Raw genomic sequence first — 15,204 nt, forward strand, 5'->3', positions numbered from 1 at the left:
AACTAGCAGGATGGGGGTAATGAGAGGTCAGGAGACGATGACGCGCAGCGCGCTCGGGGCGCACTCGACGGTGACGGGGACGTCGCCGATCTCCTCGCCGTCGCCCATCGCGAAGAGACCGTCTCCGTCCACCTCGACGCGGGCGGCACGGAAGCGCTCGACCGCGGAGTCTTTGACGAAGCTCCCCGTGTAGGTCAGCGGGAGGAGGCGCATCAACTTGCCGCGCGAGGCCTCGTGGATGATCGTCACGTCGAGCAGCCCGTCGCTGGGGTCCGCGTCCGGGGAGATCTGCATGCCCCCACCGAAGACGCCGGTGTTGCAGACGGCTACCAGCATGGCGTCCAGCTCACGCGGCTCTCCGTCGATGGTGAGCCGGTAGTGGATCGGAGAGAAGTTGGCCAGCTCGCGCAGCGCGATGTAGCCGTAGCTGAGCGGCCCGAACCGGAGCTTGATGTCGTTGGTGGCCCGGTTCACGCGGGCGTCGTACCCGCTGGAGACGACGGCGCCGACGTAGCGCTCGCCCGCCCCGTTCGAGACGTGGGACAGGTCCACGACCCTGGTGCGGCCCTGCACCAGCGCCTCCACGGCCTCCTTGATGGAGGACGGGACGCCGACGCCGCGGGCGAAGTCGTTGCCCGTCCCGGCCGGGATGATGCCCAGCGTCGCGTCGGTGTTCGCGCAGGCGTTGAGTCCGAGGTGCGCCATCCCGTCGCCGCCCATGACGACGACGATGTCACCCGCCGTGGCCTCGAGTGCGGCGGTGCGGGTCAGATCCCGCGCCTGCTCGAACGAGTCGGAGGTGACGACGTGCAGTTGCGAGGCGGGCAGGCCCTCGCGGAGGCGTCGCGCGACCTTGCCGAGGACACGGCCCGCGCGACCGCCGCCGGACTGTTCGTTACAGACGACCGTGACGAGCCGCCGCTTCGCGACGTTGTAGGTCACTTGCCGTCGTCGAGATCGATGGCGAACTCGGCGACGAACTGCTCGTCGATGCCGCGCTTCTTGTCCCAGACGCGACAGATCACTTCGGCGATGAGGAACATGCCCGACACCGGCACGGCGAGCGCCAGCATGGAGAACGGGTCGGTGGTGGGGGTGGCGACGGCGGCCAGGACCACGCTGCCGAAGATCACGCCCTTGCGCCAACGCTTGAGCATGTAGCCCCGCACGACGCCCGCCATGTTGAGGGCGACGACGATCACAGGGAGGATGAAGCTCAGCCCGAAGACCAGGATGATCTTGATCTCCATGCTGAGGAACTCGGCCATGTCCTGCATGTTGGTGATGCCCATATCCTGTGGCGTGAAGCTCAACAGGACCTCGATGCCCTTGGGCCACACGTAGTAGCCCAGCGCGCATCCCGCAAGGAACAACGGCGTCGCGGCACCGATGAACGCCAGTGCGTACTTCTTCTCCTTGGCCACCAGCCCGGGGGCGACGAAGGCCCACAGCTGGTAGAGCCACACCGGCACTGACAGCATCACGCCCGCAACGAGGCACAGCACCACCGCGAACGTGAACGAGCTTGTCACGCCGTTGTTGACGACCATGAGGTTCGCGTCGGGGCGGGCCGCCTCAAGGGCGGTTCTCGCCCGCATCCAGGGCGCCATGATGATGCTGACGAGCTGGCGGTAGAAGAGGATCGAAAAGATGGCGGACAGGAAGATCGCCCCCGCGGCGATCGTGACCCGGTAGCGCAGTTCGCGCAGATGGTCGTACAGCGACATCGTGCCGCCCGGCCCGCCCTGGGGTGGGCGCAGCCACTCAAGCCGGCGGCGCTTGGTCGTCGGCTCGGTGGATGCGGTGGTCATGGAACTCAGGCCTCGGGGTGACGCTCAGTGTGCGGCTGCTGGGCGGGGCGCTCAGCGGGACGGTCGTACTCGGGATCCACGGGGCGCTCGACGGGGCGCTGGCGGATCTCCGGCTGGACGATCTCGGCGTCGACAACCTCGTCGGCGGGCTTGGAGCCGTCGATGGGGTGCTTGACTTCTTCCTTGAACTCGCGGATCGAGCGGCCGACGCCCTTACCGAGACCGGCCAGACGCGAGCCGCCGAAGAGCAGCAGCGCAACGACGAGAATGATGACCCATTCCCAGCCGCCTGCGAACAACAGAGTTGGCATCGGGTTCGTACCTTTCGTTGGCAGCGGCATGGTGCCGCTGGCAGATTCCTAGTTTAGTCGCGCAGGTGCGCGGGCAGTTGGACCTGCCCCACGAGATGGGCAATCTCCTGGCCCCGCCCGGCCACCACGTTGATCTCGTGCCTGAGATCCGTGACCTTGTGGGCGATCTGCAGGCCGTAGACGACCAGAGCGACCAGCCCCGCGAGCGCGAGACCACCGACCACTGCAACCCATATCACGTCGGCTAGGTTACCCCACGCCGTTGGAGGGTTCGTACAGGGCGAGCGCCGCGGCTGCGCGCCTCCGCACCACGGCGGCGATCTCCGGATCGCCCACCTCGACCACGTCGTCGCCCAGTCTCAGCACGAGGCCTGCCGCCCACGCCTGGGACGCGAGCGGGAACGTCACGCGGAGGCCCTCCTCCACGTCCTCGACCGCGAGCGTCGGGTAATACTCCGCGATCCATCGGGCGGCTGGTTTGACGGTGAGGGTGAGGCGCGCCTCCGATTCGCCGAACCAGGCCGACGGCGGTTCGCCCCTCTCCGAGACCCGATCGTCCACCACCTCGACGCTTTCGATGCGGTCCAACCGGTACGAGCGCCAGGCGTCGCGCGGTCGGCTCCACGCGTCGAGGTAGGTGAAGCCATCCACGAGGCGCAGCCGGGCGGGTTCGACGATCGCCTGGCTCGTGCCGGGCCGGCCGGGCGTGCGGTACGTCAGCTCAACGGCGGAGTGCGCGTTGATGGCCGCGGTCAGCGCGGCGCGTTGCTGCGGGTCCGTGGCGGCGACGGTGACGCTGAGCCGGGTGCCCTCGTCCCCGAACGCGTCGGTGAGCTTGGCAAGGGCAGACGACGCGGCGTCGGTCTCGCCGGCGATGTCGGCCACGAGCTGGAGCGCGGTGATGAGGCTTGCCGCTTCCGCGGGTCGCAGCCGCAGCGGCCGGGACAGCACGTCCGCGTTGCGGAAGAAGATGTGGCCGTCCTCGCGGACTCCCTCGATGTCGACGTCGAAGAGGTCGTCGTACATGCCTCCGGGGAGACCGCAGAACTGCAGGACTTCGAGGTCGCGGATCACCTGGCGCGGGGTGGTGCCGAAGACCTCCGCCACCTTCGCCGTCGTCACGCCCTGGTTGGCCGACAGGTACGGCACCATCCTCAACAGCCGGGCGAGCTGCTCCTTCGATCTCACTGGGCGGCCCTCCGCAACCGTTCGATGAGCACATCGCGCGCTTCGCTGGGCGCCAGCAGGATCGCGTCGGGTCCCGCTCCCGCCACCTCGTCGATCGCGGCCTCGAGGCTGAGCGCGGGCACCTCGTAGGCACGGAACTGGTCCGGGAGGGAGTGAGGCCAGGCGACCGGCGTGGCCTGTCGCCACTCCGCCGCAACGTCGTCGTGCAGCGCCACGGTGACCACCGCGTGGGTGGGCTCGTCGCGGGTGACCGTGAGGCTCTTGGCTTCCGGCGGGATCGAGTAGGCGCCGGCCCTCCCGATGGTCTCGGCGGGGGCGGTGAACCGGGCGAGCTTGAATCGTCGGTCCTCACCTCGGTCGACGTCGAAGCCGATGACGTACCAACGTCCGCGACGCTGCACCATCGTCCAGGGTTGGAGTCGCCGCCTCTGGCCGGCGTAGCCGAACTGGATCTGGGTGCGGTTGAGCACCGCCTCGTACACGACGTCGAAGTCGGGCTCGCGCACCTCGACCTGGGGCCTGACCGACGGGATGAGCGCCGGGTCGGGGCTGGCACCGGCGGCGCGCAGCGCCTCGAACGCCTGGGCGGTGTGTTCGGCGGCCACCGATGACTGCCAGGCCTGGCCCGCCAAACCGAGCGCGCCCAGCTCGGCGGTGGTGAACTCGATCGGCGGCAGCTCGAACTCGGAGCGGTTGACCCGGTAGCCGTCGTCCTCGTCGGAGTCGGGATCGTTCGAGCCGGTTTCGATGACGATGCCGGACGCGCGGAGCTCCTCCTTGTCGCGCTCGAACTGGCGCTCGAAGGCGGCGTCCGACGGCGCCATCCGGTACCCCTCGACGAGCTCGCGGAGCTCCTGCCTGGTGAGGTAGCGGCGCGTGCTGAGCAGGGCGATGAGCAGGTTGACCAACCGCTCCGACTTTCTGGCCGACATCACCCACCTCCTTAGCGCTGCCCAGCGTATCGCCTGGCAGCATGGCTGCCATGCATGTCGACCGGTACGCCCCGAGCCCCACCTCGGACCTGCACCTCGGCAACCTGCGCACCGCCCTGGCGGGTTGGCTGCTGGCCCGGCACGCCGGTGGCGAATGGCTGATGCGGGTCGAAGACCTCGACCGCGCCCGCGTCCGGGCAGCGGGCGACGCCGAGCGACGCCAGCTCGACGACCTGTCCTCGCTCGGGCTGCACTGGGATGGGCCCGTCGCCCGCCAGTCAGAGCGCCTCGAGCTCTACGCCGACGCGGTGGCGCGTCTGGACACCTATGAGTGTTTCTGCACCCGTCGCGAGATCGCCGAGGCCTCGTCGGCCCCCCACGACGGCTACCGCGCCTACCCTGGCACCTGCCGGCGCCTGTCGGATCGGCAACGCTCCGAGCTGCGCGGGAGTCGCCGCCCAGCGATCCGGGTGCACGCGGGTGGCGCCACGTTCGCCGTCGAGGACGCGACGGCCGGCCGGGTGGAGGGCGTCGTCGACGACTTCGTGCTCGTGCGCGGCGACGGGGAGTTCGCCTACAACCTCGCGGTCGTCGTCGATGACATCGACATGGGGGTGACCCACATCACGCGCGGCGATGACCTCTTGAGCTCGGCGCCCCGGCAGGCATGGTTGACGGCCCAGCTCGGGGGGTCGCGGGCGCGGTACGCGCATGTCGGACTGGTGCTGGGCCCGGACGGCCGACGGCTGGCCAAGCGCGACGGCGCCGTCACGCTCCGCGACCTGCCTGACCTTTCGCCGGGCGACGTGCTCGCGACCCTCTCGGAATCGCTGGGCCTGGGCCCGTGCCGGACAACCTATGAGGCGCTCGCCGCCATGCCCGGCGACGGACGCTTCTACGCCTCAGCGACGTGGACCGACGGCACTCTCACGTCCCCACGTCGCCCTGAGTAACGGCCTTCATGTAGGAACGGCACCCCCAACGTCGCCCTGAGTAACGGCCTTCATGTAGGAACGGCACCCCCAACGTCGCCCTGAGTAACGGCCGTGAGGAACGAACGGCCGTGTATCGAAGGGCCCCCGACATGACCGCCCAACCCAAGTCGGCGCAGCCTCACGACAAGCCCTTCGATACGGGAGCTCGTCCCTCGCTCCCTACTCAGGGCGACGTAGACGGCTCTCCCCTCGCCTGTTGGCGACGGGAACGGGTCAGGAGGCCGGGGGGTTCTGGACGTCCAGGAGGTCGATGACGTAGACCAGGGTCTGGCCCGCCTCGAGCGCGGGGGTCGCCTCGGGGCGACCGTCGGGGAAGGCCAGCGCCGGCGGGACGACGAGCAGTACGCGGGAGCCGGCGGTCTGGCCGACCAGGCCCTGCTGCCACCCCTGGATGAGCTGGCTCAGCTGGCCCGCCTGGGGACGCCAGGCGTCCTCGAGGAGCTCGCCGCCATCGTAGACCCAGCTGCGGTAGCGCACCTGGATGGTCGATTCGGCGGTGACCGCGGCGCCGGTGCCCTTGATGAGGGGCTGCGCCTGAAGCTCGGTGGGCGCGGCGACGCCGGCCGGGATCTGGATGCTCGGGCCGTCGTCGGCCATGGTCACGGTCGGGAGGCCCTCAACCGGCGGCACTTCCTCGCCCGTGGCCTCTTCGAAGTTCGCCGAGATGATGTCGACGACGAAGAGCAGCGAGTCGCCGGGCTCGATCCGACCGTCACCGGTGCCGTCGGGGTAGCCGTCCTCGGCGGGCATGCCGATGAGCACGCGGGAGCCGACCTGCTGTCCGCTCAGGCCCTTCTGGAACCCGGGGATCACCTGATCGAGCGGGAAGACGGCGGGCTGGCCGCCCTCGTAGGAGCCGTCGAACACCTCGCCAGTGCGCCCGTTGACGCCGAGGTAGTTGATCGTGACCGTGGAGGTGTCGGTGAGCGTCTGCTCGGAGGTGCCGGGCGTCAGCACCTCGGTGGTGGTCTCGCTGATGGCCCAGGGCGCCGGGACGGTGATCTCCGGCACGTCACCCTCGCTCACCTCGATGGCGCTGAGGTCGTCCGACGGCGTCACGCTGACGGTCGGGCTCGCCTCGGCGCTCGGGCTGACGCTTTCGCTGGGGCTGGCGCTCGCACTCGGGCTGCCGCTCACGCTCGCGCTCGCGGTCGCGGTGGGCGTGGTGGTCTCCGGCGTCGCCTCGTTATCGCCTCCGCCGCAGGCGGTCAGGGTGATGAGGGCGGCGGCAGCGGTGGCCAGGGCAACACGGCTCAGGGAAAAAGTCACTCGTGCATGGTAGCCCACCTGGCCAACGGCCCTCACATGCCGACAAGGTCGAGGAGCGCTCCCAGCTCGTCGCGCGTGAGCTCCCTCGTCTCCCCCACCGGCAGGTTGCCGAGCCGAATGGGGCCGATCATAGTGCGGGAGAGCCGATCCACCGGATGCCCGACGGCGTCGAACATGCGCCGAACCACCCGGTTGCGCCCCTCATGGAGCGTGACGGCCAGCAGGGTGCGGTCCTGGGCGCGGGACACGAGCTTGACGTTGTCGGGCTGGACCTTGCCGTCCTCGAGCGTGACGCCCTTCTCCAGGCGCCGGATCGTCTTGTTGTCCATCGCCCCGGCGGCCTGCACGTGGTAGGTCTTCGGCACCTCGTAACGCGGATGCGAGAGTCTGTTGGCGAACTCCCCATCGTTGGTGAGCACGATGAGGCCTTCGGTGTCGGTGTCGAGCCGCCCGACGTGGAACAGCCGTTCCTTCGTCCGCGGCAGGTAGTCCGTCAGCGTGGGTCGGCCTTCGGGGTCGTCCATCGTGGAGACGACGCCGCGCGGCTTGTTGAGGACGAGGTACTGGTGCCGCCTCGGCGGCGGGATGCGGGCACCGTCGACGCGGATGTGGTCGGTCTCCGGGTTGACTCGCCGACCCTGCTCGGTGACCACCTTGCCGTTGACCTCGACCCTGCCCTCGTCGATCAGCATCTCGCTGGCGCGGCGCGACGCGATGCCGGCCGCGGCCAGCACCTTCTGCAGCCGGACGCCCTCGGTGGGTTCCTCAGTCATCGTTCTCCTTCGGCTGGGCCTCCGCGGCTGCGGCGGTGGATTCCGCCGCGAGCTGGCCCAGCTCGGCTTCCAAGGCTACGGCGTCAGGCAGGAGCGGGGCCAGATCGGGCAGCTCGCGCAGTGAGTTGAGCCCGAGTTTCTGCAGGAACAGCGCCGTCGTGCCGAACGTCATGGCCCCGGTGACAGGGTCCTCGCCCGCCTCCTGGATGAGCCCGCGCACCAGCAGTGTTTTAACCACGCCGTCGACGTTGACGCCCCGCACTGCGGCGATCCGCCCCCGGGAGACGGGCTGCAGGTACGCCACCACGGCGAGGGTCTCGAGAGCGGCCTGGGTGAGCCGGGCCCGCTGATCCGAGACCAGCCAGCCCTCGATGACGTCGGCCACCGACGGGTCGGTGGCGAAGCGCCAGCCCCCCGCGATCCGCCGCAGCCGGAGCCCGCGCTCGTGCTCGTCGTAGAATCCCGCGATCGCCTCGAGCTCGGCCTCGACCTCCGCCGAGGGTGCCGACAGGGCGGCCGCCAGCTCGTCCGTCGGTACCGGATCGGTGGCCATCAACAGCATCGCCTCCAGGGCGGCGGTGAGACTCATGCTTGCTCCAACTCTGCTTGGGGACCGTAGTCGTCGGTGACCTCGACGGCTGCGTCGTCGCCGGCCGTCCAGCGGACCGTCAGCTCCGCGAGCGGCGCCATCTGGTCGAGGCCGACCTGGGACGCGCGGAACAGTTCGAGGATCGCCAGGAACCGCACCACCACGGTCATCCGGTCGGCCCCGGCGATGAGTGAGCGGAACGTGACCGAGCCGTCGCGGCGCAGGCGGTCGGCGATGAGGTTGACCTGTTCGGTGAGGCTGACGGCGCCGCCGTGCAGGTGGCCGAGGTCGACGACGGGCGCGGGGCGCGGGGTCATCGCGCCGGCGGCGAGCCGGGCGAGATCATCCGGCGTGATCGGCAGCTCCACCTCGGGCATGACCGATCGGAACTGCTCCTCCAGCCCGCCCGGCCGCCAGTGGGTGGTGTCCGCGGCCTGCATGGTCTCGGCGATCCACTCAGCGAGCTTCTTGAAAGCGCGGTACTGGAGCAGCCGCGCGAAGAGGAGGTCCCGGGCCTCCAGCGCCGCGATGTCCTCCGGGTCGGTCACCTCGCCACCGGGCAGAAGACGCGCCGCTTTGAGGTCCAGCAGCGTGGCGGCGACGACGAGGAACGCGCTGGTCTTCTCCAGATCCCAGATCTCACCGCCGAGCCGGACGAACGCGATGAACTCGTCGGTCACCTGGCTGAGCGCCACTTCCGTGACGTCGAGCTCGCGCTTCGAGATCAGCTGCAGCAGCAGGTCGAAGGGCCCCTCGAAGTTGCTGAGGTGCACCTCGAAGCCTGCGACACCGTCGTGCCGATCGGAGGCTCGGGGCCGGCTCACTGCTGCCGCAGCTCGCTCACCAGGTGACTGTCGGCCCCGTTGGCGGCCAGATCGGCGATCGCTCTGGCCACGGCCATGCGCACGATGCGGCCCCGGTCGACCCGGATGCCATGGGTGCGCCGCAGCTCGAGGTTGGCGTCCTCGAGGGCGTTGAGCTCGTCCTCGCTGAAGTACACGGTGATCTTGTGATCGTGCTTGACGCGGCCCGTGGCCCCGCCCGCCGGGGTCTCCGCCTCCGCACGCTTCGGCTCGGACTTCGGTGGTGGCGGTTCCGCGGGCTGCGGGGCGACCGGATCCGGGGCGCCCTTGGTGGGACGGAAGAGTTCCGAAGCTCCGGGCAGCGTCGCCCGCTTGTTCACTGCTGGCATCGCAGGAGCACCTCACGGGCCAGCTGGCGGTAGGCGTCCGCCCCGGGCGACGCGGAGGCGTAGGTGGTGATCGGCTCGCCCGCCACCGTCGTCTCGGGGAACTTGATCGTGCGGCGGATCACCGTGTGGAAGACGTCGTCGCCGAACGCCTGGACGACCCGCTCGAGCACCTCTCGGGCGTGGAGGGTGCGCGCGTCGTACATCGTGCCGAGGATGCCCAGCACCTGCAGCTCCGGGTTCAGGCGGTCCTGCACCTTGGAGATCGTGTCGGTGAGCAGCGCGATGCCTCGGAGCGCGAAGAACTCGCACTCCAGCGGCATGATGACGTAGTCGCTGGCCGTCAGGGCGTTGATCGTCAGGAGTCCGAGGCTGGGCGCGCAGTCGATGAGGATGAAATCGTAGTCGCCGCGGAGCTTGCTCAGGACGCGGTGCAACGTCTGCTCACGCGCCACCTCGCTGACGAGTTGGACTTCGGCCGCGGAGAGGTCGATGTTGCTGGGGAGGATGTCGAGGCCGTCGACCGTCGACTCGGTGATGACGTCGTGCGGCGTGTACTCCCTGCTCAACAGGAGGTTGTAGATCGACCGGTCGAGCTTGTGCGGGTTGACGCCGAGGCCGACGGACAGCGATCCCTGCGGGTCGAAGTCCACCAGCAGGACCTTGCGCCCGGTTTCGGCGAGCGCGGCGCCGAGGTTGATCGTCGTGGTGGTCTTCCCGACGCCGCCCTTCTGGTTGCACATCGACACGATGACCGCGCGGCGCTTACCGGGGCCGGGTGGCTGGGGCTCGGGAAACTCGGGCAGCGGGCGCCCGGTGGGGCCGATCACGCCCGTGTCGACCAGCGTCGACGACGGCGGAGCGTCTGGTACGGCGAACTCCGGCTCGTCGAACAGGCCATTCTCAGCCACCAGTGCCTCCTCGTCTCGGTCGTGGACCACCCTAGTATGCCGTGCCACCCCGGCCACCGGTTCGGGCCGGATTGCCAGCTGTGTGGGCCCCACCGAGATGAGGAGCAAGCGGCCTTCGCCGCGGCGCAACGTGCGCCCGCGGCTGGCGGACCGCAGTTGAGCAAATGAGATGGGTCGCTGAATCGCAACACTGTTACACCGGCGTGTCGCAGCGTTGACCCATCTCACTTGCTCAAATTCCTCCCCCAGCCGACCCGAAGCGGACAAGCTGCGGGCCGGGGGGCGCGGGTCAGCGCTCGACGAGGGCGAGCACGCGGACGGGGAAACCGAGCCGCCGACGATCGGCAGCGGGCCGGCGATGATCATCGCCCCCGTGGGGGGCAGCTTGTCGACGTTCTGGAGCTGGGTCAGCCCGTACTTGCCGGCGCCGTGCATGAGCGCGTGGCACGGGTGCATCGGATCCATCGCGAACGCCTGGCCGGCGTCGGTGCCGACAGTCTCGACGCCGATACAGATGATCGGAGCTTCCTCCGCAAGCCAGCGGGCGGTCTCGACCGTCATGCCCGGGGTGTGCGCGCCGCTCTCGTCAGCGTTGAGGATCTCCTCCTGGCTGTGGCTGTGGCGGGCCCAGCCCGTGCGGTAGATGAGCCAGCCGCCCTCGGGCAGCGGTCCGTGCTCCTCTTCCCGCGCCTTGATGTGCTGGCGAAGGATCGTCATGGGGTTCTCCTTTGGTTGCGCCAGAAACGGTGGACGTCAACTCGATCCTGTTGGCCGGGCGCGCCGACCTCTGCGCGGTGGGCCGGACGCACCTGTACAACCCGCATTGGACGCTCCACGCGGCCGCAGAGCAGGAGTACCGGGGCGACGACGTCCACGCCGCGAGGTGGCCGATGCAGTACCGCGCCGGTCGCCGGAAGCCTCCGACGGCACGCACGGACGCCATCCGCCCGCGTCTCTCCCTTCCGTGAGGAAGTGGTCGAGCTGCCGACGCATCTACGATGGACGCCATGACAGAGCTTCCCCGTCGGGATCCAGAGAGCGGCCTGCCGTTCGCTGAGGTGACCAGGCGCATCGAGTGGAGCGACACCGACGCGTCTGGTCACCACCACAACTCGGTGGTGTGGCGGTTCGTCGAGTCGTGCGAGGCCCAGCTCTTCCGCGAGCTGGGTTACCTGGAGTCGTACTTCAACGGCGCGCCCCGCGTCCACCAGACCGTCGACTACGAGAACAAGCTGTACTTCGGCCAGAACACCACCACCAAGGTGGGCCTCACGAAGGTCGGCAACTCGTCGCTGTCGTTCTGGTTCGAGCTGTGGGGAGAGGAGCAGGGAGACCGCCCGCGCCGCCGTGCCGCGTCGGGACGGTTCGTCACGGTCCACGTCGCCCAGGGCACCGAGACCGCCATCCCCTGGCCCGACGACCTCCGCCAGGCGCTCCTCGGCACCGCCACCTCCGACTGACCCCACCGTCTCCCTCACCTGGAAGTGGGGCTCCTCTTCACCCACTCTGAAGGGATCCGGTTGGTGACACGCGCGACCACAGTTATCGTACGTGTCCCTGAATGGCACCTCTCGTGACGTGACGCCTTCCCCCGCTCCCTACTCAGCCTCCCCTCCATTCCGGCACCTTGGGCAAAGGAAGGCTGGCTCCCAGGTGAGGGGGCTGGGGTGCCGCAACGCCAACGAAGAGACTGAAACGCCAACGAAGATTGGTACTCGCCGACGAAACCCATCGATGCCCCTGATATTTCGGGGGCGTCCATGGTTTCGGGGGGCGTGTGGTTGTGGCCGTTGGCGTTCCCGCGAAACCGTTGGCGTTGCGGTCGCTGCGTTGGCGTACGGGTCGCCCCGTTGGCGTTCCTGCGAAACCGTTGGCGTTTCGGTGAAACCACTGGCGTCGGGGGCGTTCCCGGGCACTGCGAACAAGCCGCGAGCCTCTTACGTGCGCGGCGGCTCGGGGCTGACTTCCCGGTGAGGGAAGCGTTCCTAGCGGGCGCGCGGGTGCGCGGCGGCGTGCACCTCGCGCAGGTGGTCGATGGTCACCAGCGTGTAGATCTGCGTGGTGGCCACCGACGCATGGCCGAGCAGTTCCTGCACCACGCGGAGATCGGCGCCCCCGTCGAGGAGATGGGTGGCGAACGAGTGGCGCAGGGAATGGGGCGACACCTCCCGGTCCACACCAGCGTCTGCCGCAGCGCGCTGGATGACCGCCCACGCGGACTGACGCGACAACCGCCGGCCGCGCTGGTTGAGGAGCAGCCCGGGGTCATGCTTGGAGGCGGACGCTGCCAGCACTGGCCGGGAGCGCACCAGGTAGGCCTCCAGGGCGTCGGCGGCGTACGACCCGAGCGGCACGGCGCGCTCCTTGCCTCCCTTGCCCAGCAGCCGCAGCCCGGCGTCCGGCTCAGCCAGGGCCGTGGTGACGTCGTCGACGTCCAGCCCGCACACCTCCGACACGCGGGCGCCGGTCCCGTAGAGCAGTTCGAGGAGCGCGGCGTCGCGCAGGCCGACGACGTCGGTGCGGTCCGGGGCCTCCATGATGCGGGTCACCTCGTCGACGGTCAGCGCCTTCGGCAGCCGCTGCTCCTGCTTCGGCGGCGACACCTCGGCCGCAGGGTTGCCGGGAGCGAGGCCTTCCTCCGCCGCGAACTGGTGGAAGTTGCGCACGCTCACGACCTGCCGCGCCACCGACGAGCGCGCCTGGGCGACCGACAGCTCTCGCACGAACTCGCTCACCTCGACGGCGGTGACCTCCCCCACCTCCTCCACACCCCTGGCGCGGAGAAACGCGACGTAGCGGGCGAGGTCCCTGCGGTAGGCGGCGACAGTGTTGGCCGCCAGGCCGCGCTCGGCCCTGATGTGGTTGAGGTAGTCTCCGACCGCGTCATCGATCACCGGCGGATCGGCCAATCGGCCGTCGCCGGGCGCAGACTGTCGAGCCGGCCGTGGACGCGCGCCACCTCCAGGGCGAGGATGCCCGACACGAGGCTCGGGTTCTGCACCGCGCCGTCGAGCACGGCGTCGACGAGCTGGGCGCGCGGCACCCAGGACCACGACATGTGCGCCTCCTCGTCCTCCAGCACGAAGCCTTCGGGACGCGCCGCGGGAGCGATGTCCCGGGCCAGGTAGATCCGCAGCGACTCCTCGCAGGCGCCCGGGGTGGTGCAGGTGTCGACGAGCACGTCCCAGCGCTCCGCCATCAGCTCCACCTCCTCGGCGAGTTCCCGCTGCGCGGCCAGGCACCAGTCCTCCCCGTCGTTGTCGAGCAGGCCAGCCGGGAGTTCGACGAGTTCCATCCGGACGGGGTGGCGGTACTGCCGCAGCACGGCAACCTCGTCGGTGTCCTCACGCCAGGCGACGACGGCAACTGCCCCTGGGTGCGTGAGGTACTGCCGGGTCATCACCTCCCCCGACGGAGTCTCCACCTCCTCGTCGACGAAGGCGGAGATGCGTCCTTCCCCCAGCACCGTCCGCGATCGGACGGGCCAGCTCATCAGTTCATCGCCCCTCATCGCGCTCCTTCCGTTCGACGGCTGCCCCGATCAGTCCGGCGAACAGCGGGTGCGGCCGGGTGGGCCGCGACTTCAGCTCGGGGTGCGCCTGCGTACCCACATAGTAGGGGTGGACGGCGGCCGGGAGCTCGACGAACTCGACCAGCGCCCCGTCCGGCGAGGTGCCGGAGATGACCAGCCCGGCGTCCTCGAGCCGCTCCCGGTAGGCACTGGACACCTCGTAGCGGTGCCGGTGTCGCTCCGACACGGACGAGGACGCATAGAGGCTTCTCACGATGGAGCCCTCCCTCAGCCGTGCCGGATAGGAGCCGAGCCGCATCGACCCACCGAGGTCTCCCCCACCGTCGACGATCGATGCCTGTTCGGCCATCGTGGCGACGACGGGGTGTGGGGTGGCGGCATCGAACTCGGTTGAGGAGGCGCCCTCGAGTCCGGCCAGGTTGCGGGCGGCCTCGATCACCATGCACTGCAGCCCCAGGCAGAGCCCCAGCGTCGGGATGCCGTGCTCACGTGCGTACCGGAGCGCACCCAGCTTGCCCTCGATGCCTCGCACCCCGAAGCCTCCGGGAACGCAGACGGCGTCCACGTCGCCCAGCAGCGCCGCCGCCTCCTCCGGCTCCTCGCAGCCGTCCGACGCCACCCATCGGAGCGAAACCTTCGCCCGGTGGGCGAACCCGCCGGCCCGGAGGGCCTCGGTGACCGACAGATAGGCATCAGGCAGGTCGACGTACTTGCCGACGAGCGCCACCGTCACCTCCTGCTCGGGCCGCTCGACGCGTTCCAGCACCTCAGACCAGCTGGTCCAGTCGACGTCGCGGAAGCTGAGTCCCAGCCTGCGGATGAGGTAGGCGTCGAGCCCCTCGGAGTGCAGCACCCGCGGGATCGCGTAGATGCTCGCCGCGTCCGGGCAGGAGATCACGGCCTCGTCGTCGACGTCGCACATGAGGGCGATCTTGCGCTTCAGCGGCTCGGGAATGTCCCGGCTGGCGCGGCACACGATCGCGTCGGGTTGGATGCCCACCTGCCGCAACGCCGCCACGGAGTGCTGGGTGGGCTTGGTCTTCAGCTCCCCGGACGGACCGAGATAGGGAACCAGCGAAACGTGCAGGAAGAACGCGTTGTCGCGTCCGATCTCGTGGCGGACCTGGCGCGCGGCCTCGAGGAACGGCAGCGATTCGATGTCGCCGACGGTGCCGCCGATCTCGTGGATCACGACGTCGACGCCGTCGCCGACCGCCATCATCCGGTCGCGGATCTCGCCGGTGATGTGTGGGATCACCTGCACCGTGTCGCCGAGGTAGTCGCCCCGCCGCTCGCGCGCGATGACCGACGAGTACACCTGCCCGGTGGTGACGTTGGCGGCGGCGTTGAGGTCGACGTCGAGGAAGCGTTCGTAGTGGCCGATATCGAGATCGGTCTCCGCGCCGTCCTCGGTGACGAACACCTCACCGTGCTGGAACGGATTCATCGTGCCGGGATCCACATTGAGATAGGGATCCAACTTCTGCATGGTCACCCGCAGTCCGCGCGCGACGAGGAGGTTGCCGAGGCTGGAGGCCGTCAGTCCCTTGCCGAGCGACGACACGACGCCGCCGGTGACAAAAATGTGCCTGGTTGTCTGGTTGCTCACGGATCTCCAGACTACGGCGCAACGCGGCCTCGTTCGCCGCCACGCCGCTGCCGATACAGGACCGTAACGAAACTGACCCTCGCGCGATGTGCACT

General features: G+C 69.5%; 18 protein-coding genes and 1 pseudogene. 3 read left to right on the forward strand and 16 right to left on the reverse strand.

What is annotated here, in order from left to right; genetic code table 11:
- Positions 1–27: 27 nt before the first annotated feature.
- The 6 genes from RPIT_RS07925 to RPIT_RS07945 are packed head-to-tail and all read right to left on the reverse strand — an operon-like array spanning position 28 to position 4,242.
- On the reverse strand, positions 28–942 hold the full coding sequence (locus RPIT_RS07925; protein WP_077342132.1) for a diacylglycerol/lipid kinase family protein: 915 nt from the start codon (positions 940–942) through the stop codon (positions 28–30).
- Positions 939–1,811, reverse strand: coding sequence for a twin-arginine translocase subunit TatC (gene tatC / locus RPIT_RS07930; RefSeq protein WP_077342134.1), 873 nt, complete (start codon positions 1,809–1,811; stop codon positions 939–941). The genes RPIT_RS07925 and tatC overlap by 4 nt, the downstream gene beginning before the upstream one ends.
- A gap of 5 nt (positions 1,812–1,816) precedes the next feature.
- Positions 1,817–2,122: a Sec-independent protein translocase subunit TatA/TatB gene (locus RPIT_RS16020; RefSeq protein ID WP_077342136.1), complete on the reverse strand. Its 306-nt coding sequence runs from the start codon at positions 2,120–2,122 to the stop codon at positions 1,817–1,819.
- A 53-nt stretch (positions 2,123–2,175) separates the two neighbouring features.
- Entirely contained in the window at positions 2,176–2,361 is a 186-nt protein-coding gene (locus RPIT_RS15000) for a hypothetical protein (RefSeq protein ID WP_143028297.1), read from the reverse strand.
- 10 nt (positions 2,362–2,371) lie between these two features.
- A complete protein-coding gene (locus tag RPIT_RS07940) occupies positions 2,372–3,310 on the reverse strand; it encodes a helix-turn-helix transcriptional regulator (RefSeq protein ID WP_077342138.1) in 939 nt (312 codons plus the stop codon).
- The gene (locus RPIT_RS07945) at positions 3,307–4,242 is read right to left on the reverse strand and encodes a helix-turn-helix transcriptional regulator (RefSeq protein WP_077342140.1); all 936 of its coding nucleotides are present in this window, start codon (positions 4,240–4,242) and stop codon (positions 3,307–3,309) included. The genes RPIT_RS07940 and RPIT_RS07945 overlap by 4 nt, the downstream gene beginning before the upstream one ends.
- Before the next feature lie 41 nt (positions 4,243–4,283).
- Between RPIT_RS07945 and gluQRS the strand changes: the two genes are divergently transcribed.
- Positions 4,284–5,195 carry a tRNA glutamyl-Q(34) synthetase GluQRS gene (gluQRS, locus tag RPIT_RS07950; RefSeq protein WP_077342142.1) on the forward strand — a complete coding sequence of 304 codons (912 nt, stop codon included), beginning with the start codon at positions 4,284–4,286 and terminating at the stop codon, positions 5,193–5,195.
- A 255-nt stretch (positions 5,196–5,450) separates the two neighbouring features.
- On the opposite strand, the gene RPIT_RS07955 is transcribed toward gluQRS, so the two are convergent.
- From RPIT_RS07955 to RPIT_RS15695, 7 genes and pseudogenes are all read right to left on the reverse strand, one after another.
- On the reverse strand, positions 5,451–6,506 hold the full coding sequence (locus RPIT_RS07955) for an FKBP-type peptidyl-prolyl cis-trans isomerase (protein ID WP_162274519.1): 1,056 nt from the start codon (positions 6,504–6,506) through the stop codon (positions 5,451–5,453).
- Between the two features lie 32 nt (positions 6,507–6,538).
- Positions 6,539–7,279: a pseudouridine synthase gene (locus RPIT_RS07960; RefSeq protein WP_077342146.1), complete on the reverse strand. Its 741-nt coding sequence runs from the start codon at positions 7,277–7,279 to the stop codon at positions 6,539–6,541.
- Entirely contained in the window at positions 7,272–7,868 is a 597-nt protein-coding gene (scpB, locus tag RPIT_RS07965) for an SMC-Scp complex subunit ScpB (RefSeq protein WP_077342148.1), read from the reverse strand. Before scpB ends, RPIT_RS07960 begins: the two co-directional genes overlap by 8 nt.
- Positions 7,865–8,692, reverse strand: coding sequence for a segregation and condensation protein A (locus tag RPIT_RS07970; protein WP_077342150.1), 828 nt, complete (start codon positions 8,690–8,692; stop codon positions 7,865–7,867). Before RPIT_RS07970 ends, scpB begins: the two co-directional genes overlap by 4 nt.
- Positions 8,689–9,051, reverse strand: coding sequence for a hypothetical protein (locus RPIT_RS07975; protein WP_077342152.1), 363 nt, complete (start codon positions 9,049–9,051; stop codon positions 8,689–8,691). Before RPIT_RS07975 ends, RPIT_RS07970 begins: the two co-directional genes overlap by 4 nt.
- Positions 9,048–9,953, reverse strand: a complete 906-nt coding sequence (locus RPIT_RS15690) for a ParA family protein (RefSeq protein ID WP_169835161.1) — start codon at positions 9,951–9,953, stop codon at positions 9,048–9,050. Before RPIT_RS15690 ends, RPIT_RS07975 begins: the two co-directional genes overlap by 4 nt.
- Before the next feature lie 555 nt (positions 9,954–10,508).
- Positions 10,509–10,685, reverse strand: a pseudogene (locus RPIT_RS15695) (cyclase family protein); the annotation flags it as partial.
- A gap of 11 nt (positions 10,686–10,696) precedes the next feature.
- Between RPIT_RS15695 and RPIT_RS07985 the strand changes: the two are divergent.
- Entirely contained in the window at positions 10,697–10,936 is a 240-nt protein-coding gene (locus tag RPIT_RS07985) for a hypothetical protein (RefSeq protein WP_218121651.1), read from the forward strand.
- A gap of 39 nt (positions 10,937–10,975) precedes the next feature.
- Positions 10,976–11,428: an acyl-CoA thioesterase gene (locus RPIT_RS07990; protein ID WP_077342156.1), complete on the forward strand. Its 453-nt coding sequence runs from the start codon at positions 10,976–10,978 to the stop codon at positions 11,426–11,428.
- A 525-nt stretch (positions 11,429–11,953) separates the two neighbouring features.
- On the opposite strand, the gene xerD is transcribed toward RPIT_RS07990, so the two are convergent.
- The 3 genes from xerD to RPIT_RS08005 are packed head-to-tail and all read right to left on the reverse strand — an operon-like array spanning position 11,954 to position 15,109.
- Positions 11,954–12,862, reverse strand: coding sequence for a site-specific tyrosine recombinase XerD (gene xerD / locus RPIT_RS07995; protein ID WP_218121652.1), 909 nt, complete (start codon positions 12,860–12,862; stop codon positions 11,954–11,956).
- Positions 12,859–13,479 (reverse strand): NUDIX domain-containing protein, encoded by a 621-nt coding sequence (locus tag RPIT_RS08000; RefSeq protein WP_077342158.1) that lies wholly within the window; start codon positions 13,477–13,479, stop codon positions 12,859–12,861. The genes xerD and RPIT_RS08000 overlap by 4 nt, the downstream gene beginning before the upstream one ends.
- Entirely contained in the window at positions 13,466–15,109 is a 1,644-nt protein-coding gene (locus RPIT_RS08005) for a CTP synthase (RefSeq protein ID WP_077342159.1), read from the reverse strand. The genes RPIT_RS08000 and RPIT_RS08005 overlap by 14 nt, the downstream gene beginning before the upstream one ends.
- Positions 15,110–15,204: the final 95 nt, after the last annotated feature.

Source organism: Tessaracoccus flavus, from assembly GCF_001997295.1.
Classification (GTDB): Bacteria; Actinomycetota; Actinomycetes; order Propionibacteriales; family Propionibacteriaceae; genus Arachnia; species Arachnia flava.

Coding starts and splice junctions, on each gene's coding strand:
- RPIT_RS07990 (WP_077342156.1), top strand. CDS start 10,976: ATGACAGAGCTTCCCCGTCGGGATCCAGAGAGCGGCCTGCCGTTCGCT.
- tatC (WP_077342134.1), bottom strand. CDS start 1,811: ATGACCACCGCATCCACCGAGCCGACGACCAAGCGCCGCCGGCTTGAG.
- RPIT_RS16020 (WP_077342136.1), bottom strand. CDS start 2,122: ATGCCAACTCTGTTGTTCGCAGGCGGCTGGGAATGGGTCATCATTCTC.
- gluQRS (WP_077342142.1), top strand. CDS start 4,284: ATGGCTGCCATGCATGTCGACCGGTACGCCCCGAGCCCCACCTCGGAC.
- scpB (WP_077342148.1), bottom strand. CDS start 7,868: ATGAGTCTCACCGCCGCCCTGGAGGCGATGCTGTTGATGGCCACCGAT.
- RPIT_RS07960 (WP_077342146.1), bottom strand. CDS start 7,279: ATGACTGAGGAACCCACCGAGGGCGTCCGGCTGCAGAAGGTGCTGGCC.
- RPIT_RS08000 (WP_077342158.1), bottom strand. CDS start 13,479: ATGAGGGGCGATGAACTGATGAGCTGGCCCGTCCGATCGCGGACGGTG.
- RPIT_RS07945 (WP_077342140.1), bottom strand. CDS start 4,242: ATGTCGGCCAGAAAGTCGGAGCGGTTGGTCAACCTGCTCATCGCCCTG.